Below are 23,005 nucleotides of genomic sequence, written 5' to 3' on the forward strand. Positions count from 1 at the left end.
AGGAGTTCGCCGATGAATTACCTCCCGCTTCCTATCAGTGTCTTTTTTCTGGGAGTCAGTGCTCTGGCTCTCTTCTTGTTTGGCAAAGCCGTTCGCGGGTCCAAGCCGGCGATCGTGCTTTCGCTGGTTTGGATGGTGTTGCAATCGGTTATCGCAGTCAGTGGCTTTTACCTGATCACGAGCACGATCCCGCCACATTTCATCTTTGTGGTCGCCCCGCCCATCCTTCTAATTGCTGGCTTGTTCCTCACGGGAGCTGGTAGGCGCTTCGTTGATCGGATGGACCTGAAGTGGTGCATCCTCGTACACACGATCCGGATCTTTGTGGAGGCTACTCTCTACTGGCTATTCCTTTACAAGCAAGTACCCGCGCTGATGACGTTTGAGGCTGGTAATCTCGATATCCTGGCCGGTGTAACGGTGCCTTTCGTGTGGTGGGCGTTCAGCGCCGGAAAGATGGGAAGAAGAGGTTTGTTTATTTGGAACGCCCTCTGTCTACTCAGTGTGCTCAACGCTCTCGGCCGAGCGATGCTCTCCGCCCCGTTTCGCTTCCAGCGCTTCGCCTTTGATCAGCCGACAGTCGCTATTCTTCATTTCCCGTTCGTCCTGCTGCCCGCGTTCATCGTTCCAGCTGTTCTGTTGTGCCATTTTGCGGTGTTTAGAAAGCTAACTTCTTCGATGAGCTTGCCCCAATAACGTTGTTCTGGGTGCGCTGTAGCCAGTCGCTTGGATATCTCGCCTAAGGCATTTAGAGACGGCCCTCAGTCTCAGCGACGTCCAGCGCGTTTTTGGACTTCCGCACTGTCGTCAGGATTACAAGTGTGCCGACGAGGGTGGTTAGCGCACAGCCAAACATCACATGCCGGTAGGCGGTTACAAACGAGCTTTCTACCATTCCTTCCGCACGCAACGCCGGCGAAGACCCAAACTGTTGAGGGATCGGGATAGCAAGCATCAACCCTTCTGAGTGAACGAGTATGCGTTGCATCTCGACCGGTAAGCCCGACGATTGCATTTGCCTTCCAAACTCATGGTTGAACGTGTGGCTCACAGCCACGGCCACGATTGAGACTGAGATGAGACCGCCAAGCCTGGATACGGAGTTGTTCACTGCGGATGCGACCCCCCTGCGGCTGGCGGCGACGGAGGCCATGAGAAAAGACGTGAGAGGTGCAACGGTCAAAGTGATGCCCACACCCAATACCAGGACTCCAGGCAGAAAGCCATAAGAGTAACGGGTTTCCTTCGAGACCAAGCCTAATAAGGCGAAACCTCCCGCTGTCAGGGCTGAGCCCGCCACCATGAACTTTACTTCGCCTACTTTGGCAGCTATCGTACCGACCCTTCCGGAAAAGGCGAACATGATCGCAATCATCGGCAAAAAAGCAGCGCCCGCGGAGCTGGGCAAGAGATGCCGTGCGCCAATCAGGAAGTACGGAACAATGTAGAACGCCCCGCCGAGCGCCCCATAGGCAAGGAAGGTCAGGACATTCGCACCAGAAAATGCGGAACTTCGAAACAACGAGAGCGGAACGAGAGGGTTTTTGCTACTTCGTTGTGACAGCACGAAGACAATAAGCAAAACCAATCCAGCGAAAAGTGAGAGCCCGATGCGCGGATCTTTCCAGCCGAGTTGCGGCACGAAAGACAGGGCGAAAACGATCGCGGCGAATCCTAGAATGTTGAGCGCTGCGCCCCGATAATCGAGAGGAGCAGGGGCGGCTGCCGAACGGGCAGCTGTTGCGCGCCTAAGCTTGGGGGCGAGCCACATTATCCAAGCAGTCAGGGGAATATTGAGAAGGAAGATCGCTCGCCAGCTAGACACCTGGATTAGCCATCCGCCGACTATGGGGCCAATTGCGATCGAAACAGAAGTCCAAGCTGACCACGCTCCGATGGCGCCGGCGCGCTCGCCTTCTGGGTAGGTATCAGAAAGTATTGCGAGCGCTTGCGGGATCAGTAGTGCTGCGCCGAAGCCTTGGATTGCACGCGCCAAGATCAGCTCGGTAAGGTTCAACGACGCTGCACAGCCGATCGAGGCTAGAGCGAATACAGCGACACCCAACAGGTACATTCGCGTTCGGCCGAAGCGATCGCCCAAAGCTCCGCAAAACAGAAGCAGCGCCGAGCCTAGAAGAGAATAGGCCTGGACAACCCAGAGGATGTGGGAGGAAGTGGCCCTGAAACTAGCCTGAAGCGTCGGTAAAGCCACATTCACAACGGACCCGTCCATGAATGCCATGGATGATCCCAGCACAGTGAGTACGAGGATTGATCGTCGATCGGAGGCAAGGCACCGCGAGTCCGCTGCGGCCTGCACCCCGGCTGCGACACATGGCGGACTCATCGGCGACCGAGAAACGGCAGATGTCATAAGTTATTGGGCTGGAGCGAACATGGCGTTGCCGCTGACTGTTTTCTCAGGTGGCACTTCCTCCTGCATTACATCCCAATGCTCAACGAGCTTGCCGGCGACAACCCGAAAGATATCGACTGCAATCAAAGGCTTGGCTGCCCAACCCGTGTACCGGCCGTGAATGGCAACGAACTCGCCTTCAGCGATGACCATGCCCATTTCGTACCTAAATTCGGCCGGCAACGCACGAATCAGCTCAGGGATAGCGACGCTGCCATTCGCAATTGTAGGGTTGTGTTGCGTGTAGTTCATATTGAACAGCTTTTGGGGCACATCGGTGTCTCGTTTGATAAAGACCCCTGTGATCGCCTCGATAGCAATCGCCCTGTTCCTTGCAGTTATCTCGTCACTCATCGGATCTCAATTCTCATGGGTGTGGGGCAAAGATTTAATGCCGGTCACTTGCGGTTCATGGTCGAGCGTAGTCCATGGTCCATACAGCCTTGTCGCCGACATGATATTCGTTACCTTCCCAAGGACTCCCGCAGACGTGCAGGTAGGAATAGGGCGTTCCTGAGAACATCACCCAGGCTCCTCTATCCCGGACCGTAGTTGGAAGTCCATTGGCCTGAGCATCGAACGGCCAGGTAATCATCCAGTGAGGGCCGATTGGGATCGCGGGACTTGTCGTGTCTCGTGCGTCCGTATTACTCCGCTGAGTTGCGCCGCAGAGCATATAAATCATGCCGGGCGCTGCATTCGTCGGCTTCGGCTTGCCCTGCATTGCATCCATCATCCACTGCATACCGAGCGAATTCATACACATTGGCGGCGAACCAATTCGATTCTCGTCTCCTGGGACGCACACCCACTCGTTCGATCCTTGAACCAAGACCTTCATGACCCCGTTCGGCCCAAGTTCGGCCACGGTTGCATTCTTCGTAACCTGCGCCGGCCCTGAGAGCCGCGCTCTGGTGATCCTTGGATCCTCTGCTTGGTCCTGCATATGTTTGCCCCTTTCCGTCTTTCCGAGCTTGTGTTCTGACTCCGCCGCGCCTCCGGCTAAAGCGCCTGAAGTTTGGCCTGAGCTGCTCGCCAACGAAGCTGCTGTGGCAATCGTCGCGGCGATGAAAGTTCTACGAGTTGTCATATCGAAGGCATACCCTACTTGGCAATCTTGCTGCCCAGCTCAGTCAATAATGGGGCGCAAGGGGCTCTAGTACTCTCCCTCGCGCCGTCTGGAGCCAGCCAGAAAACTCAACCCTTGATGAACGCGAGCACATCAGCGTTGACCTGATCGGCGAAGGTGGTGCAAAGCCCATGTGGCTGACCAGGGTAAATCTTCAGCGTGGAGTTTTTGACCAGCTTGGCGGTGAGAGGCGACGAGATCTGCAAAGGGACAATTTGATCGTCGTCACCCTGCAGGACCAGCGTCGGAATCGTGATCTTTTTCAGATCCTCCCGAAAGTCCGTTTCGGAGAATGCCTTGATGGAGTCCAGTTCGCCTTTCACAGAACCCAACATTCCCTGAAGCCAGAAGGAATTCTTGATGCCTTCCGAAACCTTCGCATCCGGTCGGTTGTAACCATAGAACGGAACGGAAAGACCACGGAAAAACTCGGCGCGATTGTTCACAACGCCTTGTCGTAATCCGTCAAAGACCGACATGGGGGCTCCGGGATGATCGGGAGTCCCGAGCATGAACGGCGTTACAGCTGAGATGAGGACTGCTTTCGATACGCGCTTGCTTCCGTGCCGTCCGAGGTACCGGGCAACTTCGCCGCCGCCGGTCGAATGGCCAACCAGAACAGCATCCTTTAAGTTCAATTTCTCGATCAGCTCCGAAAGATCGTCGGCATAGGTATCCATATCATTCCCGTTCCAGGACTGGCCGGAACGGCCGTGGCCCCGACGATCGTGAGCGATGACCCGATACCCTTGCTCGCCGAAGAAGAGCATCTGCGCATCCCAGGCGTCTGCCGTTAGCGGCCAACCATGTGAGAAGACAATCGGTTGACCCGCGCCCCAGTCTTTGTAGTAGATGGATGTTCCGTCTTTGACTTTGAGCATGTCCAATGAATCCTCTCCGGAGTGTGGCCTCGAAGGAGAATCCCCCGTGGCGTGTTGTGAAGCAAAAGACTCAAGCGGAAGCGCCAAGGATGTAGCCATTGCGGCGCCGCCGATCAGGATAGTTCTACGTGAAAACTGGCTTGGCCCATCAACGTGCTGAACGTGGTCTTCACCCTCTTCTAGCAATTTGTCCTCAAGGTTTGACATGTCGTTCTCCTGGGATTTGGCGCGTTATATGGATATCGACGATCAGCAGCCGTAGTTATTGAGGATGGCGCATTTTCCAAGCTCTAAGGTGTTTCACCGCGGTTGATCGATTCTGACTGTTCTCCAAGCTACCGGAAGAGAAAGCGATCCTCTTTCTCATTGCAACTGTATTTTGACGAATACAGCTTCGATGTTTCGGCACGCTTCGCGCTCCTGACCTAACGTGCAAGCGTGGTTGAAACACGTACGGATTAGTCCTTCCTTTCGACAAAACCTAGCCGGTTTGGCAAAGAGAGATCATGCGACCCGGCTCTATGGTCACAACAGACATGTCTGTGGGCGTAACTGCCGTATCAGCGTCACCAGAAACCAATAAAGCACTCAGGAGATTCTTATGAGCATAAAAAGCCAAGAAACAATCCAGGACGCAGATGACCTGAAAATATTCTTTCGGTCCTGGCGTCCTGAAACGAAAGCCCGCGCCACCGTAGTCATTGTGCCTGGATTCAACGCTCATAGCGGGTACTACGAACATGTAGCCGAGCACCTCGTTGCCGACGGCCTATCCGTATACGCGGTCGATCTTCGTGGCAGAGGTAACTCTGAAGGCGAGCGATTCTTTGTTGAATCGTTCGATGACTACGTGCGTGACGTCGAGGCGGTCATGGAGATCGTGAAAACCCGCGAACCGGCGCTCCCGATGTTCATGCTCGGTCATAGCGCCGGAGGTGTCGTCGCGTGTCTATACACGCTCGATCACCCAGCCGATCTAACGGGGCTAATCTGCGAGAGTTTCGCCCATGAGCTACCCGCTCCCGACTTTGTTCTGTCAGTCTTCAAAGGATTGAGCCATCTCGCTCCGCACGCACACATCCTTCATCTCCCGAATGAGCGATTCTCAAGGGATCCTGTTGTTGTAGAAACGATGAACAACGATCCGCTGATTGAGAACGAGACTCAGCCTACACAGACCATGGCCGCGATGGTTCGGGCGGACGAACGCCTCAAGCAGGACTTCCCGCAGATCACGCTGCCTGTTCTCATTCTTCACGGAACAGAAGATAAGAACACACGGCCAAGTGGTAGCCAGCACTTCTACGACAATGCTGGCTCTCCCGACAAAACGCTCAAGTTCTATGAGGGCGGATTCCACGACCTCCTGAACGATGTGGATAAGGAAGTGGTATTGGCCGACATCATTGGCTGGATCAACGCTCATTTGGTAGTGACCGCGCACATTTCCGAAGAACTCCCTGCACTTGCGCATTGATGTCGTGCCACCAACGTTATGCGCCCCTTTCCTCTGCCGCGCTGCGTTATGCCGCGCGGCAGCTTTTTTTGCTCCTAGGGTCCGAGCGATGAAGCGCGACGAGATCAATGGAAAGGAAGTTTTGTTATGACTGTGGAGAACTACGAAAACGTCGTCATCGGCAGCGGCGAAGGTGGCAAATACCTCGCTTGGCATTTGTCACAGTCTGGACAACAAGTCGCTGTAATCGAGCGGCGCTGGATCGGGGGATCCTGCCCGAATGTAAACTGCCTCCCGAGTAAGAACGAGATTTGGAGTGCCAAGGTCGCGTACCTCTCGCAGCACGCAAGCACCTTTGGTGTGGCTCCCACCAAACCCCCATCTGACATGGAGGCGGTCCAAGAGCGCAAGCGAAGAATGGTGCAGGGCCTAATCGCTACGAATTTGGAGCACTACAAGAGTAGTAGCACTGAGCTTGTGATGGGTGAGGCAAAGTTTGTTGGTCCGAAGACGCTTGAAGTCCAACTAAACGACGGTGGGACTCGAACACTGAAAGCAGAGCGGATCTTCCTCAACCTGGGAACCCACGCCTCTATTCCCCCGGTGCCGGGCCTCGCAGAGGCTCGGCCCTTAACGAATATCGAGCTTCTTCAACTCGATCGCATCCCCGAGCACCTTATCGTCTTGGGGGGAGGATATGTCGGGCTCGAGTTCGCTCAGGCGTTTCGTCGTTTCGGAAGCCGAGTAACGATCCTGCACCGAGGGTCGCAGTTGTTGACGAACCAGGATGCAGATATCGCTGGCTCTCTACTTGAAACGATACTCAAAGAGGAAATCGAAGTGATTGCCGTCTCCGAGACTCTGAGGGTGGCGGGGACATCGGGCTCTAGCGTCACTTTGCTCGTAAAAACTGATGCTGGAGAAACCATGGTTGCAGGAAGCGATATCCTCGTCGCGACCGGCCGAGCCCCGAACACCACCTCAATAGGTCTAGAGATCGCTGGTGTTCAGCTCACTGAACAGGGGTATGTGAAAGTGGATGATCGTCTCCAGACGACCGCTGCGAGTATATGGGCAATCGGGGAATGCGCAGGGAGTCCGCAGTTTACTCATATTTCCTACGATGATTTTCGTGTAATTCGTGACAATCTCGCCGGCATTGATCGGACGACAGCCGGCCGCCTGGTACCCTCCTGTCTCTTCACCGATCCACCGGTCTCGCAGATTGGTTTGACAGAGGGGGAGGCTCGCCGTCGCGGAATACCTGTACGAGTAACCAAGTTACCCATGGCTGCTGTGCTAAGAACGCGAACCCTCGATGAGAGCCACGGGTTCATGAAGGCACTGCTTGAGGTGGGAGGGGACTGCATTCTGGGCTTTTCCATGATTGGACCGGAGGCGGGCGAGGTCATGGCCATCGTGCAAGTAGCAATGCTGGCCGGTCTTCCTTATACGACCTTGCGTGACGCCACATTTACACATCCGACGATGGCCGAAGGCCTCGTCTTTCTCTTTTCACAAGTGGAGCCACGACGTTGACGGTTAGTTAGAGCCCCTCACAAGGGGCTGCGGAGATAGGAGAGGAAGTGCTATGGCAACACACGGATTCGGTGCGCAACTTAGTAATCGAGAGTTTTTCATCAAACGTTGGCAGCAAGAGCACTCTGCCTTTGTCAATGTGATCGCGGCATTGCCGATCGATCTCTTGGACTTCCGGCCACATCCTCTTTCGCGTTCAGCGGCACAGCTAGTTGCGCTGCTCATCTCAGCCCAGCGGAGCTGTATTCAACTCTGCGACAACAAAAAGAGCTCATACACTGGGATGCACTGGCAAGAACCAACCACCTTGGATGATCGTCTTCACACTGTGGCAACCTACGAACGCGACCATAGCGAATTGAGAGTTCAGCTTGGCGCCTAGGACGATGAGAGTTGGAATCATCAAGCCTGGTTGATCCATGGTAAGGACGAAATCCTACTAAGGGATACTTTGGGTGGGCTTCTGTGGATTGCTCTCTTCGATACGGTTCATCACCGCGGCCAGTTGACTACCTACATCCGTCCCATGGGTGGTAAGGTCCCGAGCATCTATGGCCCGTCGGCCGACGACCAAAGGGAATGGCACTAATGGGTCGGACGAAAGGTCCATTCTTAGGGTCCGCAGCGTCGACGCGTCGGTCATAGTCGAACGCACAACGCCGATCGGAGCAGGAGACTTGCACATGTCGACCGATAACAACGAGAACCACTCAGTACTCTTTCCTCGCCTTGACGCTCAAAGCCTTAGAACGCTTCAGAGAAAAGGTACTGTGCGAAAGACCACGGTGGGTGAGGTCCTGTTCAACCGGGAAACTCTACAGCATGGGCTCTTCGTGGTGCTGAGCGGCAGTATTGATCTCGTCGGCGTTGCAAACGGGCATGATTCCATTATTAGCGTGCTCGCTCAGGGTGAGTTCACGGGCGAGTTGACTCAGCTCTCTGGTCGGAGAAGTCTTGTCTCTTGTCGAGTCTCGACAGCCGGCGAAGTTCTTGAAGTGGATCGTGCATCGTTGCGCCACATCATGCAAACGGATGCCGTCGTCGGCAACCTGCTGCTTAATGCGTTTGTGCAACGAAGAATCTATCTGATTGCGAATGCCGTGGGCGACGCAGTCCTAATCGGCTCAACCCATTCCAGTGACACCCTACGCTTGCGCTCGTTCTTGGTACGTAACGGGCACCCCTATACCTATCTGGACATTGATGAAGATCCCGATATCCAAAGCGTTCTAGATCAGTTTGGCATTGAAGTGGCCGACATTCCGGTTCTGATCTGCAGAGGGGACGTGGTTCTGCGTGCTCCTAGCAATGCAGAAGCAGCCGTATGTTTCGACTTGAACGCTGGGGTGGACCAAACGGATGTGTTCGATGTGGTCATCGTTGGAGCTGGACCATCTGGATTGGCGGCTGCAGTTTATGCAGCATCCGAAGGACTCAACGTATTAGTTGTTGAGAGCAACGCTCCTGGTGGGCAGGCTGGATCGAGCTCCCGCATCGAGAATTACCTCGGATTCCCCTTCGGGATTTCAGGACAAGAGTTGGCGGACGCAGCTTACATTCAGGCAGAAAAGTTTGGCGCTAGGTTATCCATTGCTCGAAGCGCCTGTACCGTGCAATGCGAGCAGCATCCTTATCGGATCAAGCTCGATGACGGAACTTTAATCCAGACCCGAACTGTTGTCGTTGCCACCGGATCTCGTTATCGTCGATTGGATATCCCTAATGTCGCTCGCTTTGATGGTAACGGAGTCTATTACGGGGCGACACAACTTGAGGCTCCTCTGTGTCAAGGCGAAGCGGTTGTAATTGTCGGAGGCGGAAATTCTGCCGGGCAAGCTGCGATCTTCCTTTCGAGTTTCGCGACTAAAGTCTATCTGCTTGTTCGTGGGCCAAATCTCAAGACCAACATGTCCAAATACCTGATCTCAAGAATTGAGGCTTCGCCAACCATCATCCTGAAGACGCGCACGACTGTAGTGGCTCTGGAAGGTGGAGACAGGTTGGAGGGTATTCGTTGGATGGATCACTTGACAGGCGAATCGGAAGACCATGAGGTCCGACGCCTGTTCATGATGGCTGGGGCCGACCCAAACACAAGCTGGGTGAGCGGCTGTCTTTCCTTGGACACCAAGGGATTCATAATGACGGGTACGAGCGTGCTTGCAGACTGGAGTCTCCAGCGTGCTCCCTATCCCCTAGAGACAAATGTGCCAGGAGTGTTCGCTGTAGGAGACGTGAGGGCTGAAAGCGTAAAGAGGGTAGCGTCGGCCGTGGGAGAAGGTTCCATGTGTATCCAGTTCGTTCATCGTGCACTGGCGAATCAATGATCGCAAACCAGACAGACAGAGAGCAATTTCTTTTGACAAACGCTGGCGGCTTCCGCAAAGACTTCCCCCTCGAAGAGATCCTATCGTTGGAATCAGCTTCCGGAGAAATCATGACCTTCACTGACACAATTGCTCTACGAAACGCCGAGTTTGCCAAGAAACGGTATTCGTCTGATCTGAAGATTATCCCCTCAGCGAAGACCATCATCATCGGGTGCCTCGATCCCAGGGTCGATCCGGTAGACGTTTTCGGTTTGAAGTCGGGGGAGGCAGCGATTTACAGAAATCTTGGCGGCAGGCTCAATCCCGCCCTCGTCGAAGCCATGGTCTTGCTCCCGATCGTGACCAGAGCCGCAGGCCAAGAGATGGGCGTAGGGTGGGACCTCATCATTCTCCACCATACCGAGTGCGGCATTATCGGCTGTTATAAACACGCGCCTGATCTGCTCGCAGTCCATCTTGGTGTTAGCAGGCCCCAACTCGATCTGATGGCGATCGCCGACCCACGCAAAGCTGTGGCCATGGATGTTGAAGCCTATAGGAGCAATGAAGACATCCCTGGTGGATTCATGATCACTGGGCTTGTCTACGACGTTGCAACAGGGTTGATCGAAGTCGTCGTGCCCCCAAGCCGACTCCGCTTGGGTGCGTAGGGTCAAGCCCGCGCCGGACGGATTCGACCCTCGCCCTCCTTCCAAACCGTAAATCAGCAACGCATAAGTGATTCTGATTCCTAAGATCGAGTGAGGCGAGCCATGAACTCTGATCAGGTAAGCAAGCGTAGTGCAGCATCTGACATGGACACAAAGCTGATACTGGTTACCGGTGGAACAGGCGACACTGGACGGCCAACGGTGAAGCTCCTGCTAGAGAGAGGTCACCGAGTAAGAGCATTGGCGCGCAAACAAGATGTGCGCTCCAGAGCACTTCAGGCGCTTGGCGCCGACGTTGTCTTTGGCGACATGTTGATGATTGGGGACATCAGGGCTGCGCTGAAGGGTGTCAGGAGTGCCTATTTCGTCTATCCTCTGGCGCACGGACAAGTTGAGGCCTCGGTAATTTTTGCCAAGGCCGCGGAAGAAGAAGGACTGGAACTCGTCGTAAACATGTCCCATAAGCAGTCTCGGCCTTTCGCGAGAAGCCAAGCAACGATGGCTCATTGGCTTTCGGAGCAAGTTTTTAACTGGTCAGGAATACCCGTAACGCACCTCCGGATTACGTTCTTCGCCGAATGGATACTTTACATCTCCGCCTTTATCCGCAAGGGGCGTTATGTTGTTCCGTTCGACGGGGAAAGCCGTTTTGCCCCCATCGCGTCAAGTGATATTGCGCGGATCGTGGTCGGTCTACTTGAAAATCCAGCGAAACACGTCGGGCAGGCCCTATCCCTACACGGGCCCGTTGAATATAGCCATGTCGAGCTTGCGGCCCTTATCGCGCGGGTCCTCGGAAAAGGCGTTCGATTCGAACAAGTCTCTACTCCCGAGTTCCTTGAGTTGCTTGGCATTCCGAACGACACCGCAAAGGGAGCGCACTTCGAGGCGGTGAAGATTGATCAGCAGGAGGGACTTCTCAGCGGAACCGACAGCCTAGGATCGGAGATCGCCGGCGGCCCACTCATGACGATGGAAGAGTTCGTTGCAAACCATCGTGCGCAGCTGATGTGACTGCGCGGATTCAGACGGATACCGCGGACCGCCAGCGCTCGAAAGCAGTGCCTTCTCGTTTTGCCCGATCCAGCAATCGTGCTATGAGCATTCCACTTGTTCAAAGTCTTGATCGCATTTAGCGGAGACGTACATGGTGACTGAGATCGCAGATAGCACCGCAAGGATCGATCTAGGTCATCAGGTCTCCACCGGCATCAGCCCCTGGGTGGTTGCACTGACTGTAACGCTTGCTACCTTCATGGAACTCCTGGATACGTCCATTGCGAACGTTTCCTTGCCATATATCGCTGGCGGTCTCGGTCGCTCCTTCGATGAGGTGACATGGATATTGACCACGTATCTCGTTGCGAATGCAGTAGTCCTCCCGATGTCAGCCTGGCTTTCGCGCGTATTCGGCCGGAAGAACTACTACATGGCATGCGTATTTCTCTTCACCGTTACTTCCTTTCTGTGTGGGATTGCCCCAAGTCTCCAGGTGATCCTTATCGCGCGTGTGCTCCAAGGCATTGGGGGAGGAGGCCTCGCCCCTGTCGAGCAGGCCATCCTAGTCGACGCATTTGAGCCTGCTAAGCGGGCTTCGGCGTTTGCGCTTTACACCGTAGCAATCGTGACAGCACCAGCAATAGGACCGGTGTTGGGGGGATACATCACTGACAACTTCAGTTGGCGTTGGGTGTTCTTTATCAACATTCCAGTCGGCATCTTGTCGCTCATTTTGACGAACCGATTCGTACATGATCCGCCCGCCTTCATCAAAGAGCGCGCTTCGGTTCGCGTCAATGGAAAGCTGCGGGTGGACGGTATCGGGATTGCTCTGGTCGGCATCGGTTCTGCTGCTCTGGAAGTTCTGTTAGATCGCGGGCAGATTGACGATTGGTTTGGCTCAACGACCATACGCTGCTGTTCCGTTATAGCGGTCGTATGTCTCAGTGCCGCTGTGTATTGGGAGCTGCACACTCCGGAACCGATCATCAACCTAAGACTCTTGAAGGTCCGGAACTTTGCAATTGCTAACGTCTTCTACTTCGTCTTCGGCGTAGGGTTGTTCGCTTCCACCACGATGATTCCTCAAATCCTGCAGTCTCTTTTCGGATATCGAGCGATCGACGCCGGACTTGTTCTGGCGCCTGGGGCGGTGGTCATCACGTTGTTGGCTCCCCTAGGCGCTCAATTGGTTCAGCGTAAGATCATCCAACCCCGAATCTTGTTGTTTGGAGCTGTAATGGTTGTCGGTATCTCGTTCCTGCATTACAGCCGTATGACCCTCGATACCGACTTCCAACATTGGGCGCTTGCAAGGTCGCTCCAGGGTCTCGGCTACGCCTTCTTCTTTGTTCCTCTTTCGGTTCTTGCATACTCACAACTCGCGCCCGAAGACAACAACAAAGCATCTTCCCTCACTAATTTCTTCCGGAATTGGGGAGGCAGCTTTGGAATTGCGCTGGTCACGATCATGAGCGACAGACGGGCTAGTTTTCATCAGTCAATTGTCGGTGCAAATCAGACCGCATCGACAATTCCGTTGCAAACCTCGGTGAATCAGATATCTGCTTATCTCCAAATACACGGGCTATCCCATGCGGACGCTATCCATGCTGCCACCGGTCGTATTTACGAACAGCTCCAAGTCCAGACCAGATTCCTGGCTTTCATGGACTGCTTTTACATTTTGGGCGTTGGAACGTTGATTGCTGCACCTCTCGTTTTGCTGACAAAGGGGTTCCAGATCGGCGCAAAAGTGCCTAGCGGACACTAGCGGCGTGCGTTTGCCTACCGCTGGGCTGACGGTAGCAGACGTGGCAGCGGCTTTGCTACTTCAGGTGACGGCCTTGTAGTGTGCAGGTAGATCACTTCCGAAAAGTCGACTTAGGGGACTGACCCAGCGAGCAGCGACACTATACGACTACCGCCATCGCAACGGCAACGAGATCTTGAAGGCTGTACCGCTCTTGCCTGGGCGTATGCTGCTCCGAACCCGTATCCGCCCGTTGTGACGCTCAATGATGCGTTTCGACAAGGCCAGGCCTAGACCGGTGCCCTTATCAGTCTTTGTCGTGAAGAACGGTTGGAAGAGAGCTTCCTTGTGTTGAGCCGGAATTCCATGGCCGTTGTCGGCAATCACGAAGTCCACTTCATTCTTCCGCTTCCTCACCCGGAGGCGAAGGATACCTTCAGCCGGCAACGCATCCAAGGCGTTCACGATGAGATTTGATACCACTTGCAACATCTCTCCGGTGAAAACCTGAGCGATCGCGCCTTCACGCAAATCTTTTACAAGATGGATTCGTTTTTCTTCGATCACACGCTGATGAATGCGGATCGCAGCTTCCGCGACAGCCACCAAATCAACCGGACGAGGCTTCTCCATTTGTTGCGAAAAACCGAGCGTCTGCCTTGCGATATGACTCAAGTTTTCCATTTGCTCCTCCGCCTGGAGCAAATACTTCCGGACCTTTTCGGGGTAGTCTGCTTCTTGCAACGCCAAATATGTCAGGTGACCGAGGGCTTCGAGGGGATTCTTGACTTCGTGCATGACTTCCAAAGCGAGACGGCCAGCGACGGCGCGCTCTTCGGCTTTGCGCAAAGCCTCAGTCGCAATAACTAGCTGGCGCTCCGAAAGTTGGAGCGCCTCCTGCAATGCCTCTATGTCGGTTGGAAGGTCCGGTCTGGTGTTGGTGCCCATAGCTATCCCCAAATGTATTTGCTCTGGAGAGAACGCCTACCTCGGCGTTGCGATCAGGGTATGCCCACAGACCAGTAGACTCAGATAGTTTGATGCAACCTGAACCTTCGACATCAGATGCAATGCTAATGCGCTATGTCGCCTATTGGGCATAAGAAGGAGCCTCGCACACGCTTATGCTTTCTATAGGGATGCAGCCGGAACATTTTCCAAGAGATTCTGAACTGTCTCCACTAACCTGCGAGGGCCGTCAAAAGCACTCAGGACGGCGTCGTGAGCGCGCTCAGAGCACGGAGTGGAGCCTGCGGTGAGCACGAGACTCCGAATTTTAGGATGCTTGCTCTCTGCAAAATCGAGCGCCGCTTCGCACTTCTCTGACGAAAGCGTGTGGCAAAGGACAAGTAGCGAAATCTTCTGACTGAGAAGGGTATTCTCTAACGCCGGAGCTTCAAGAGCTGTGAAAACGGTATAACCAGCCTTTTCCAAAACCATTGAGCGAGTTCCAAGCAATAGTTCATCACTGCCATAGACGAGAACGCTGACGGACGTGGGTAGTGCGGGTGCCGAACTCAGAGTGAACTCCAGTCGCTCGAATTGTAGGACACCGCCTCGCTTATCTATGCCCAATACCCGTCACAGCCGCTTTTAGAGCGTATGCTTGGACTATGGGCGGTGTGCAACCCGTTCCATACAATCAAACGTGACTGCTTGCCGTCTCCCAGATGGCCGTCCCTTGCGAATGAGCAAGGGGGCATCATGCCTACCAATGACGTCAGCCGATTTCTAAGTTCACTCTCCAAGCGAAGCAGTCAGGCCCTGCTCAAATACTCCATTCCTGTAGACCTTCCTTTGGGCACAGTTCTCTACGAGGCCCAGGAGACCCCGGATTATGCCTACTTCCTTACGTCTGGCATGGCATCGGTGGTGACGGCCATGTCCGATGGCGCCACCGCGGAAGTCGGAGTGATTGGACGGGAAGGGGTCATTGGCAGTCTGCAAGTGATGGGGCCTGCCCTGGCTTCGACCCGTTGTTTTATGCAAATGGCCGGCACGGGACTTCGCATTCCGCTTTCCGAGTTGCGGCGAGAGTTTGGCTCCTCAGAAGAGATTCGAAGCCGCATCCTCGAATTCTTGCAAGAACAAGCCATGTGCCTGGGGCAGATCGCAGGTTGCCACCGGCTCCACGAAGCGGAGCAGCGTTTGGCTCGCTGGCTCCTCATGGTTTCAGACTGCTCGCAGACGGATGAATTGAACCTGACTCAAGAATTCCTTGGAATGATGCTGGGGTCTCGCCGAACCACCGTAGGCACCGCAGTTGGCGTTCTACAAGCGAAAGGCCTGGTAGATCACCAACGAGGTCGTATCAAAATCATCGACCGGGGCCGACTCGAAGGAGTGGCCTGCGACTGCTATCAAGTTGCGAAAGAGCTCTACGCGGGCCTCTATAGTCGGGGCGCGCCCGGTAGCCAAAACTGACATTCGGAGAGGATCTTACCAACAAGTTCGGAGTTCGAAGAATCGAGGAACGCAATGGCACACTACACAGGCACCGTGAAGTGGTTCAACAACGCGAAGGGGTATGGCTTTCTCGGTCACGATGGAGGAGCCGACGTATTCGTTCACTACAGCTCGATCCAAACCGAAGGGTACAAGACCCTGAAAGAGGGCGACGAAGTCACCTTTGACATCATTCAGGGTGACAAGGGGCCTCAAGCAGACAGGGTAGAGATGCGGCATGGGAAGACCCCGTCTTCCGGACGGACATTAAATTCCGACGGCCATTCAACTGAACTGGCTGGTTGATGCAAAGGAGGGCGCATGTCCACGAAATCGTTTCCGTACCGAATCCTTGTTGTTGAAGACGATCAAGCCTTGCGCGAAACAGGCGCCATGCTTCTGCGAACGAAGGGGTATGAAGTTCTGTGCGCCGAAGATGGTTTTGAAGGCTTGGCTGCTCTGAAGCGTTCTTTACCCGACATCATCATCTCGGATCTCCGAATGCCCAATATGAACGGATTCGAGTTCCTGTCCGTTGTACGTCGCCGATTTCCTGCCATCCCCGTGGTTGTTGTCTCAGGCGAGTTTACCGGTGTCAGTGTCCCGGAAAGCGTTTTAGCGGATGCGTTCTTTCCAAAAGGAAATTACAAGCCGGAGGAGCTATTCAACAAGATTTCAGATTTGATCCAAGAGTTACCAACACGTCCTCGACTCGGGAAGCCAAGTAAAGCAGCTGTATGGGTAAAGAATGACAAGGGCACCGTCGCCGTCACTTGCTCGGAATGTCTGCGCACCTTCCCGGCGCCGGATGCGCTCGCGGGTGTGAATGAAGTGGAGTGCGACTTCTGCTCTTGCATGATTCGCTTTGAGATTATCGGGGAGCCATTCGCTTCGGACTCCGCCCAGCCCTTTGCGCGGCGATCTCTGCAATAGGAACCTGAGACTATTGAAATGATGGACTAATTTGTTCCATCCGCCAGATCGGTCCTCCTTCGTATAACGGTCCTTCTTCTCGAACAAAGGCGGGCGGAGTGCCGTCTTGGAGCCAGATGTGGTAGTCCGAGGGCTGCTTGCCGATGATCGGTGCAACGACCCCTGTCACTCCACCCAACTCTACGTGCAGCGTGAAGTCAGTAGCTTTACGTCGGAATGCACCCACGCGAAACGTTAAGGTTCCCATCGGCTTGATGGAAAGATGAATCAGCCGGGCCTTTTTACCGGGGGCTATGTAGGCGACTTTGGTCTCGGGAGTCGTTGGGAGAATGTTGAGCAGAAGGTTCGGTGGCAGCCCGTTCGACACGTCAGCGGGTAAGTCCATGTGCTCCTTCGAGATCGTTCCGTCTTCCGCCTTGAACGTGAGATCTCCACTCGCCATGTCGATGAGAAAGTCGATGGGTTTCGGAAACGAGGGGCCGTGCTGAATGTGGTGATCGCTAATCAAGCGAAACACACCTTGCTGTGTAAAGACAGTGACATCTTCATCCACGGAGCCGTCTTTGAAATGGAAGATCAGGCGAGACGTGACTCTCCCGCGGCTGACGACCTGAGTAGAATCGCCTGTAGCGATGGTCACACCGTCGAGCGTCTTGAGGGCCAAAAAGCCGTGGCTTGACCCCTGCCCATAACGCACTTGAATGGGTTCTCCTGACAAGGTAGCAACGTAGACACAGCTTAAGATTGATATGAGACCGAGAGCAATGGTCGTGAAACGCATGGAATTGTTACTCCCGGGAATTTGAGTGCGGTCTAGCGTTTGAACGAGCCGAAACGGCGCTGCAGCTGACTAAACCCTGCTCAAAACCTTTTGATGCAACTAGGCCGGTGACTATCGATCTTCTGATCGAATCTGTGCGATTTTCCAAAATCCTCTTTCTGAGGGAGGAGTTTCACTCCTCACCCCTCTCCAGCCGCTGCGCGTCTTCCGCCACCTGCCTCAGCGGGACATTCCTTCACGCAACCCATCCCCAATAGTTCTTGCATACTTACGCACTCATATCGAAGCCAAAACTCGATAGGAACCTCTGCCCTGATCGCGCGCGATTAGGGGTTCCCGCAGTCTTCCTCAACTACAAACTTGGGAACGTGCATACAGCCACTCTCGCCACTGAAGCTATCCTGCTCTCAGATGTCATAGTCCGCTGAGGGAGGCCCGATCGACGTCGCTCCGGGTAAACGCGCTTCCCGTCAGCAATGCTTCTGGATTGATGTTAATGGCCGATGCGTTCCTCGATGGACCAGGAACGGGCATTCTGCATGTTGAGATTTATCAGTTCGTTCTACGTTCCTGAATCGCAGCTTGTGAGCGCTCTAACGCATCAGCAATCAGCTTTTCATCGGGGAGAACAGTCCTGTATTCCGCGGCAAGGACTTTGTTTGGCAGGTTATCGAGTGCGTAGTGAGCTTCCGCTACGCCTTTCTCCGTGCAAAGGATTAGACCAACGGGAGGATTCTCGCCAGGCTTCATCCAGTGTTCCTTGGCGTAATTGAGATAGAGGTGCATCTGACCGGCGTCAGCGTAGCCGAACTTGCCCACTTTTAGATCGACGATGAGCAAACACCGCAAACGCCTATGAAAGAAGATGAGATCGATTCGAAACCAATTGTCATCTAAGCGCAGCCGACGTTGACGCCCCATGAACGCAAAATCGTCGCCCAGTTCGAGCAGGAAGTCCGCTAGATGTTGGATCAACGCTTCTTCGAGTTCTGATTCTGAATATTCGTCTTTCAGGTTGAGAAATTCGAGTATGAAAGGATCTTTGATTGCTTCTTCCAGCGAGATCGCATCACCGGATTCCGGGACAGCAGCCTTTTCAAGCATCGCTGTCTTGTTACGGGATAGCGCAATGCGCTCGTAAAATTGGCTGCTAATCTGGCGGTCGAGCTGCCGAACCGACCATCCGGAACGCAACGCTTCGGTTTCGTAGAATTTGCGGGCCTTTTGGTTTCTCACCGAGAGCAACCGTACATAGGCGGACCACGGTAGCGGGAAGCGAGTCGCCACCGCGGTGATCTCCGATATGGTCGACGCCGCGGCAGGGAGAGGAGATTCTCCAGACGGTGTCTGGAGAAAGTTCTTTTCCGGCCATGTTCGATAAAAACCCCTCATCTGCCAGAGATTGGCTCTGCCGAATCCGCGTCCGAAACGCCGCGTGAGGTCCTTGGCGAGTTGCTCTACCAGCTTCTCACCGTAATCCGCCCGGTTCTCTCCTCGCATCTCAGATTCAACAATGCGCCTTCCGATCTCCCAATAGGTCGCGGTCATAACCGCGTTGATGCTGCGCGCTGACGCGACGCGAGCGGCTTGCAACAAATCGACGATGCCGTTGCGAACATAGGCGTAGTCCGCATCTGGTCTATCCAGCTTCTGCTCAGCCATATCCAGGTCCATCTCAATTCATTTTAGTGATTGCACTCCTCTGGTTTCGCCAACCAGGGAGACGTTGCTGACTGTGCCAAACAAGAATAGTGGTGAGCTGGCCCGCCACGACCCAGCTCACCCGCCCTCAAAAGTTTGTGTCAAAGTTTGTGTCAAAGACCGCCGATTAGGCCGGTTTTGCCGGTTTTTCCGGTTGCTAACTGCTTTACCGTCAATAGCTTAGTGTTTTGAAAGTTCCATGGCATGGAAGAGGTCATCGGTTCGATCCCGATCAGGTCCACCAAACAACCCCTTACAAACTATGCAGATACAGGAAGGCTTCGGGCTTTCAGGCGGTTGCGCGTTCCCCTCCGGAATGCAGTCGCGACAGGGGCAGCAGCCGACTTGATCGATATCGCTTAGGACCGCCTTCAGCGGGTAATAAGGTGAATGTGGGGGAATGTACCCCGTTCTTAAAATCTGCTATACACGCAGATATACACCTATGAATTTACGTTTGCTTGTGCTGACTGCTGCGGGGCTCGCCGCTTTGCGTCTATCGTCTCAAACTCAAAGCCCAAGGCCTTCCGCGGATCCGTATCGCGACGAGCCGTTTGTCTTTGAGCGCTACGACACGACTACCACCATGAAAGCCGACGGCACCGGCGATGTGGTGCAGCATGTGATCGTGCGCGTTCAGTCCGACGGTGTGGCGCGGCAGTTCAGTGTGTTGAATTTGTCTTACGCTTCGGCGAATTCGACCGCAACGATCGAGTTCGTGCGCGTACACAAGCCGGACGGCAGCACGATCAACACGCCAGTCGACGAGGCCATGGAGATGCCCGCCGAAGCGACCCGCGAGGCCCCGATGTATTCGGATCTGAAAGAGAAGCATCTGCCCGTGCGCAGCCTTGCGACGGGCGATCGGCTTGAATATCAGTTCCACACCGTCCTCACCAAGGCGCAAGCTCCGGGCCGATTCTGGGGGGCGGAGCATTTCCTGGTGCAGGGTGGCGTGGTTCTGGAACAGAGCCTAACGCTCGCCGTACCGGAAAAGACCTACGTGCAGGTTTGGAGTCCGAACCACAAAGCGACGCCCATGACGCGCGACGGGATGCAGGTGTGGACGTGGACTTCTTCCCAGACCAAGGCAAGCGCGCGCGATGAGAACGGCAAGATGACCGCGGCCGAGGTGAAGGATCCGGACGAGGATGCCGACGGGCGCAAGCTCCCGAGCGTGGCGTGGACCAGCTTCCATAGCTGGGATGAGGTGGGTGCGTGGTACCGCAGCCTGGCCGAGGAGCGGCTCCAGCCTACGGACAGCGTGCGAGCGAAAGCCGATGAGCTCACCAGGAATGCGAAAACACCTCAGGAGCAGGCAGAGGCGCTCTATCGCTTCGTTGCGACGCAGATCCGCTATATCTCGCTTTCCTTCGGTGTTGGCCGCTTCCAGCCGCATACGCCTGACGAGGTGTTGGACCATGGCTATGGCGATTGCAAGGACAAGGACACCCTCCTGGAGAGCCTGCTGCGCGCCAAGGGGATGACCACGGCACCCGTGCTCATTGGGGCGGGGATTGCGCCGGTGATGGATGTGCCCTCACCTGCGGTCTTCAACCACGCCATCACGACAGTCGAACTGCCGGATGCCTCTGGCAAGCCGGAGCGAGTGTGGCTCGATTCCACTGCCGAGGTAGCACCCTTCCGCGTGCTGATGCCGGTTATCCGCGATCAGCAGGCGCTCGTCATTCCGGATAAGACCCCGGCCACACTCGAGAAGACTCCGGCGAACCCTCCTTATGCCTATTACGAGGACTTTGTTGCCGATGGCACGTTGGACAGCGAGGGCCTGCTGAAGAGCCACATGGTATTGACCGCGCGGTCTGACACCGAGTTGGACTTGCGCTCCATGATGCAGCGCCTCTCGCCCGCGCAATGGGATGACGCGATGCAGTATCTCTCGGGGGCAATGGGCTTTGGCGGTAAGGTGAGCGGCACGGACATGCGCCAGACCGACGCAGCCGCGCCGGTCAAGATCACCTACGACTACAGCCGCGAGAAGTACGCCGGATGGGAGAACAAGCAGTCTTTGCCGCTCTTTCCCGCAGTGGAACTCACTATTGTGAGCGAAGAGAAGGCTCCCGAACACGATATCGACCTTGGCGCGCCGCGTACCGTTGAGGCTCACAGCACGATGGCCCTTCCCGCGGGTTATCGTGCGGAGCTGCCCGATGCCGTTCATGTCTCCCGGGAGTTCGCTACCTATGACAAGACCTATCGCCTGATCGACGGGAAGGTCATTGCGGATCGCAAGCTGGTCGTCAAGGTGCATAAGCTGCCGCGCGACCGGTGGAAGGATTACCTTGCGTTTCAGAAGGCGACGCTCGTGAACGACGGAGAGCCTTACCTTCGGCTCATCCCACCCGATCACCTCACGATCACGAAGGAGGGCGCGAAGAGCGCATCCGCCGCGCCAGCAAAGGATACGAGGCCTGCGGCGGAGCCCTCGAATCCCGTCGACACGCGACAGCAGCTTGCAGAGATCAACTTGATGCTGCAGCGGAGAGATGTCGCTGGTGCGCGCATCCGTCTTGAGAGTTTACGCAAGAGCTCGCCGGATGCGCCTTACGTCCTGGGTATGCTTGGGCTCGTCAAGGCGAATGACGGGGATTTCGACTCCGGCGCCCGCGATGTCGACGCGGAGATGAAGGCGCACCCCGATGATGACCCGTGGATGGTACTCGGGCTGGCCCAGGAGTACAGCAACAAGCAGCGTTATACCGATGCCGATGCCTTGTTAAGCAAGTACAGCGGCAGCAACGAACGGGTCCAGAAGATGCGTATCTTCGTTCTTGAGAAACAGGGCGACTATACGCATGCACTCGGAGTGCTGCGCGATCTGCAGGCGCGTCAGCCCGAAGACCGAGCGGTCGCGACGCAGGTGGCGAGCGCACTGTATGAACTGCATCGCAACGAAGAAGCCGCCATGGCCGCCAAGAAGGCGATGGACGGCAGCGATGATCCGGATGTCATCAACAACAATGTCTACGTGCTGTCCGAGACGAAGATCGATCTACCATTCGCGGAGGCCCAGTCGCGCCGCTCAGTCGATCTGCTGGAGAAGGCGACCGCCTTGCAGGTTCTGGAAGAGTCCAATACGAAGGCCTTTGCTGCGTCGGCGAACCTCACAGCCTCATGGGACACGCTGGGCTACATTCTTCTGCTGCAGGGCAAGTCGAAGGAGGCCGAGCCGTACCTGCGCGCGGCATGGTTCTCCCAGGAAAACGTCATTGTCGGCAATCACCTGGCGCAGGCGTTCAAGGCTCTCGACCGCAATGCGGATGCGCTATGGATGTATCGGCTTGCGAAGCAGGCGGATCATGCCGCCGACGCGAAGCAGGACTATGCCGAAGTGGTCGCAGCCATCGCGCGTCTTGAGAAAGCCGGGATCAAGGCGGCCAGCGGCGAGGGTTTTGCCACGTCGATGCAGGACTTTCGCAGCTACCACGTGAAGAATGGCGCGGGCGCGGAGGGTGGCGGCACGGTGCGGCTACAGTTGAACGCCGATGGTGTCGCGGCAGCGATGCTCGTCTCGGGCGATGCAAAATTGAAACCCTTGTTGGAAGAGGCGAAGTCGCTGCGTCTACCCGGCGCGGAGCCGTCCGGATCGTCCGCGCGTGTGCTGCGTGACGCGGTTGTGTACTGCGGTAAGAAGAGCTCGACCTGCGATCTGGTGTTCATGCTCAACTCTGGTATCGCGGTGGAAGGCGCGTCGGAGTAGATCGCGCATGAATGGGGCGGGAGTTCGCGTCCAAAGACTCGCGTGAGCCGAAGTGTCCTGACCACTCGCTCTTGCGCACTCGATCGATGGAACCAGAGGCTGTTGTGATCGTACGTCTGGTGAAGCAGCATCCCAGATAGTTGACGCCTACGGTGGTGCGATGTGCGAGTTCGCCGGTAGGACACCGAGCGCAAGGGATGGCGTGTTTGCGCATATCACTTACGATGCATATCTTGATGGCATAGAACCACCAAAGGCGCTCCGGCAGGTA

At 55.4% G+C, this 23,005-nt stretch carries 19 protein-coding genes; 13 read left to right on the forward strand and 6 right to left on the reverse strand.

What is annotated here, in order from left to right:
• Nucleotides 1-75: 75 nt before the first annotated feature.
• On the forward strand, nucleotides 76-696 hold the full coding sequence (locus tag GRAN_RS16995) for a hypothetical protein (protein ID WP_128914266.1): 621 nt from the start codon (nucleotides 76-78) through the stop codon (nucleotides 694-696).
• Between the two features lie 52 nt (nucleotides 697-748).
• Here the strand turns inward: GRAN_RS16995 and GRAN_RS17000 are convergent, their stop codons facing one another.
• The 3 genes from GRAN_RS17000 to GRAN_RS17010 form a co-directional block, all read right to left on the reverse strand.
• Complete coding sequence (locus GRAN_RS17000; protein ID WP_128914267.1) at nucleotides 749-2,374, reverse strand: MFS transporter; 1,626 nt, start codon at nucleotides 2,372-2,374, stop codon at nucleotides 749-751.
• Nucleotides 2,375-2,377: 3 nt separating this feature from the next.
• Nucleotides 2,378-2,770, reverse strand: a complete 393-nt coding sequence (locus GRAN_RS17005; RefSeq protein ID WP_128914268.1) for a nuclear transport factor 2 family protein — start codon at nucleotides 2,768-2,770, stop codon at nucleotides 2,378-2,380.
• 843 nt (nucleotides 2,771-3,613) lie between these two features.
• Nucleotides 3,614-4,432, reverse strand: a complete 819-nt coding sequence (locus GRAN_RS17010) for an alpha/beta fold hydrolase (RefSeq protein ID WP_206662818.1) — start codon at nucleotides 4,430-4,432, stop codon at nucleotides 3,614-3,616.
• Between the two features lie 595 nt (nucleotides 4,433-5,027).
• Between GRAN_RS17010 and GRAN_RS17015 the strand changes: the two genes are divergently transcribed.
• From GRAN_RS17015 to GRAN_RS17050, 8 genes are all read left to right on the forward strand, one after another.
• A complete protein-coding gene (locus GRAN_RS17015) occupies nucleotides 5,028-5,903 on the forward strand; it encodes an alpha/beta hydrolase (protein ID WP_128914269.1) in 876 nt (291 codons plus the stop codon).
• Between the two features lie 126 nt (nucleotides 5,904-6,029).
• Nucleotides 6,030-7,421: an FAD-dependent oxidoreductase gene (locus tag GRAN_RS17020; RefSeq protein ID WP_128914270.1), complete on the forward strand. Its 1,392-nt coding sequence runs from the start codon at nucleotides 6,030-6,032 to the stop codon at nucleotides 7,419-7,421.
• Nucleotides 7,422-7,473: 52 nt separating this feature from the next.
• Nucleotides 7,474-7,803, forward strand: coding sequence for a hypothetical protein (locus tag GRAN_RS17025; RefSeq protein WP_128914271.1), 330 nt, complete (start codon nucleotides 7,474-7,476; stop codon nucleotides 7,801-7,803).
• Between the two features lie 69 nt (nucleotides 7,804-7,872).
• Nucleotides 7,873-8,010, forward strand: a complete 138-nt coding sequence (locus GRAN_RS26745; protein WP_277751241.1) for a DinB family protein — start codon at nucleotides 7,873-7,875, stop codon at nucleotides 8,008-8,010.
• A gap of 94 nt (nucleotides 8,011-8,104) precedes the next feature.
• Nucleotides 8,105-9,748, forward strand: coding sequence for an FAD-dependent oxidoreductase (locus GRAN_RS17035; protein WP_128914273.1), 1,644 nt, complete (start codon nucleotides 8,105-8,107; stop codon nucleotides 9,746-9,748).
• A complete protein-coding gene (locus GRAN_RS17040; RefSeq protein WP_206662796.1) occupies nucleotides 9,745-10,401 on the forward strand; it encodes a carbonic anhydrase in 657 nt (218 codons plus the stop codon). Before GRAN_RS17035 ends, GRAN_RS17040 begins: the two co-directional genes overlap by 4 nt.
• Nucleotides 10,402-10,503: 102 nt before the next feature.
• Nucleotides 10,504-11,415 (forward strand): NmrA family NAD(P)-binding protein, encoded by a 912-nt coding sequence (locus GRAN_RS17045; protein ID WP_206662797.1) that lies wholly within the window; start codon nucleotides 10,504-10,506, stop codon nucleotides 11,413-11,415.
• A 133-nt stretch (nucleotides 11,416-11,548) separates the two neighbouring features.
• On the forward strand, nucleotides 11,549-13,174 hold the full coding sequence (locus GRAN_RS17050; protein ID WP_128914274.1) for a DHA2 family efflux MFS transporter permease subunit: 1,626 nt from the start codon (nucleotides 11,549-11,551) through the stop codon (nucleotides 13,172-13,174).
• Nucleotides 13,175-13,321: 147 nt separating this feature from the next.
• Here GRAN_RS17050 and GRAN_RS17055 read toward each other — a convergent pair whose 3' ends face one another.
• On the reverse strand, nucleotides 13,322-14,101 hold the full coding sequence (locus GRAN_RS17055) for a sensor histidine kinase (protein ID WP_128914275.1): 780 nt from the start codon (nucleotides 14,099-14,101) through the stop codon (nucleotides 13,322-13,324).
• Nucleotides 14,102-14,857: 756 nt separating this feature from the next.
• Between GRAN_RS17055 and GRAN_RS17060 the strand changes: the two genes are divergently transcribed.
• Genes GRAN_RS17060 through GRAN_RS17070 form a run of 3 tightly spaced genes read left to right on the forward strand, consistent with a single transcriptional unit; the run spans nucleotide 14,858 to nucleotide 16,531 of the window.
• Nucleotides 14,858-15,577: a Crp/Fnr family transcriptional regulator gene (locus GRAN_RS17060; RefSeq protein ID WP_128914276.1), complete on the forward strand. Its 720-nt coding sequence runs from the start codon at nucleotides 14,858-14,860 to the stop codon at nucleotides 15,575-15,577.
• A 54-nt stretch (nucleotides 15,578-15,631) separates the two neighbouring features.
• Nucleotides 15,632-15,904, forward strand: coding sequence for a cold-shock protein (locus tag GRAN_RS17065; RefSeq protein WP_128914277.1), 273 nt, complete (start codon nucleotides 15,632-15,634; stop codon nucleotides 15,902-15,904).
• A 15-nt stretch (nucleotides 15,905-15,919) separates the two neighbouring features.
• On the forward strand, nucleotides 15,920-16,531 hold the full coding sequence (locus GRAN_RS17070; RefSeq protein WP_128914278.1) for a response regulator: 612 nt from the start codon (nucleotides 15,920-15,922) through the stop codon (nucleotides 16,529-16,531).
• A gap of 10 nt (nucleotides 16,532-16,541) precedes the next feature.
• Here GRAN_RS17070 and GRAN_RS17075 read toward each other — a convergent pair whose 3' ends face one another.
• Both GRAN_RS17075 and GRAN_RS17080 read right to left on the reverse strand, forming a co-directional pair.
• Nucleotides 16,542-17,312: a hypothetical protein gene (locus GRAN_RS17075; protein WP_241654871.1), complete on the reverse strand. Its 771-nt coding sequence runs from the start codon at nucleotides 17,310-17,312 to the stop codon at nucleotides 16,542-16,544.
• 552 nt (nucleotides 17,313-17,864) lie between these two features.
• Nucleotides 17,865-18,974, reverse strand: a complete 1,110-nt coding sequence (locus GRAN_RS17080) for a PDDEXK nuclease domain-containing protein (protein WP_128914279.1) — start codon at nucleotides 18,972-18,974, stop codon at nucleotides 17,865-17,867.
• Nucleotides 18,975-19,458: 484 nt separating this feature from the next.
• Between GRAN_RS17080 and GRAN_RS17085 the strand changes: the two genes are divergently transcribed.
• Nucleotides 19,459-22,734: a transglutaminase family protein gene (locus tag GRAN_RS17085; protein ID WP_128914280.1), complete on the forward strand. Its 3,276-nt coding sequence runs from the start codon at nucleotides 19,459-19,461 to the stop codon at nucleotides 22,732-22,734.
• The last annotated feature ends 271 nt before the right edge of the window (nucleotides 22,735-23,005 follow it).

The sequence above is a fragment of the Granulicella sibirica genome, assembly GCF_004115155.1.
Taxonomy (GTDB): domain Bacteria; phylum Acidobacteriota; class Terriglobia; order Terriglobales; family Acidobacteriaceae; genus Edaphobacter; species Edaphobacter sibiricus.

Coding starts and splice junctions, on each gene's coding strand:
- GRAN_RS17000 (WP_128914267.1), bottom strand. CDS start 2,374: ATGACATCTGCCGTTTCTCGGTCGCCGATGAGTCCGCCATGTGTCGCA.
- GRAN_RS17080 (WP_128914279.1), bottom strand. CDS start 18,974: ATGGCTGAGCAGAAGCTGGATAGACCAGATGCGGACTACGCCTATGTT.
- GRAN_RS17055 (WP_128914275.1), bottom strand. CDS start 14,101: ATGGGCACCAACACCAGACCGGACCTTCCAACCGACATAGAGGCATTG.
- GRAN_RS17045 (WP_206662797.1), top strand. CDS start 10,504: ATGAACTCTGATCAGGTAAGCAAGCGTAGTGCAGCATCTGACATGGAC.
- GRAN_RS17050 (WP_128914274.1), top strand. CDS start 11,549: ATGGTGACTGAGATCGCAGATAGCACCGCAAGGATCGATCTAGGTCAT.
- GRAN_RS17025 (WP_128914271.1), top strand. CDS start 7,474: ATGGCAACACACGGATTCGGTGCGCAACTTAGTAATCGAGAGTTTTTC.
- GRAN_RS17075 (WP_241654871.1), bottom strand. CDS start 17,312: ATGCGTTTCACGACCATTGCTCTCGGTCTCATATCAATCTTAAGCTGT.
- GRAN_RS17085 (WP_128914280.1), top strand. CDS start 19,459: ATGAATTTACGTTTGCTTGTGCTGACTGCTGCGGGGCTCGCCGCTTTG.
- GRAN_RS17065 (WP_128914277.1), top strand. CDS start 15,632: ATGGCACACTACACAGGCACCGTGAAGTGGTTCAACAACGCGAAGGGG.
- GRAN_RS17070 (WP_128914278.1), top strand. CDS start 15,920: ATGTCCACGAAATCGTTTCCGTACCGAATCCTTGTTGTTGAAGACGAT.
- GRAN_RS17035 (WP_128914273.1), top strand. CDS start 8,105: ATGTCGACCGATAACAACGAGAACCACTCAGTACTCTTTCCTCGCCTT.
- GRAN_RS17020 (WP_128914270.1), top strand. CDS start 6,030: ATGACTGTGGAGAACTACGAAAACGTCGTCATCGGCAGCGGCGAAGGT.
- GRAN_RS17040 (WP_206662796.1), top strand. CDS start 9,745: ATGATCGCAAACCAGACAGACAGAGAGCAATTTCTTTTGACAAACGCT.
- GRAN_RS17015 (WP_128914269.1), top strand. CDS start 5,028: ATGAGCATAAAAAGCCAAGAAACAATCCAGGACGCAGATGACCTGAAA.
- GRAN_RS17005 (WP_128914268.1), bottom strand. CDS start 2,770: ATGAGTGACGAGATAACTGCAAGGAACAGGGCGATTGCTATCGAGGCG.
- GRAN_RS17060 (WP_128914276.1), top strand. CDS start 14,858: ATGCCTACCAATGACGTCAGCCGATTTCTAAGTTCACTCTCCAAGCGA.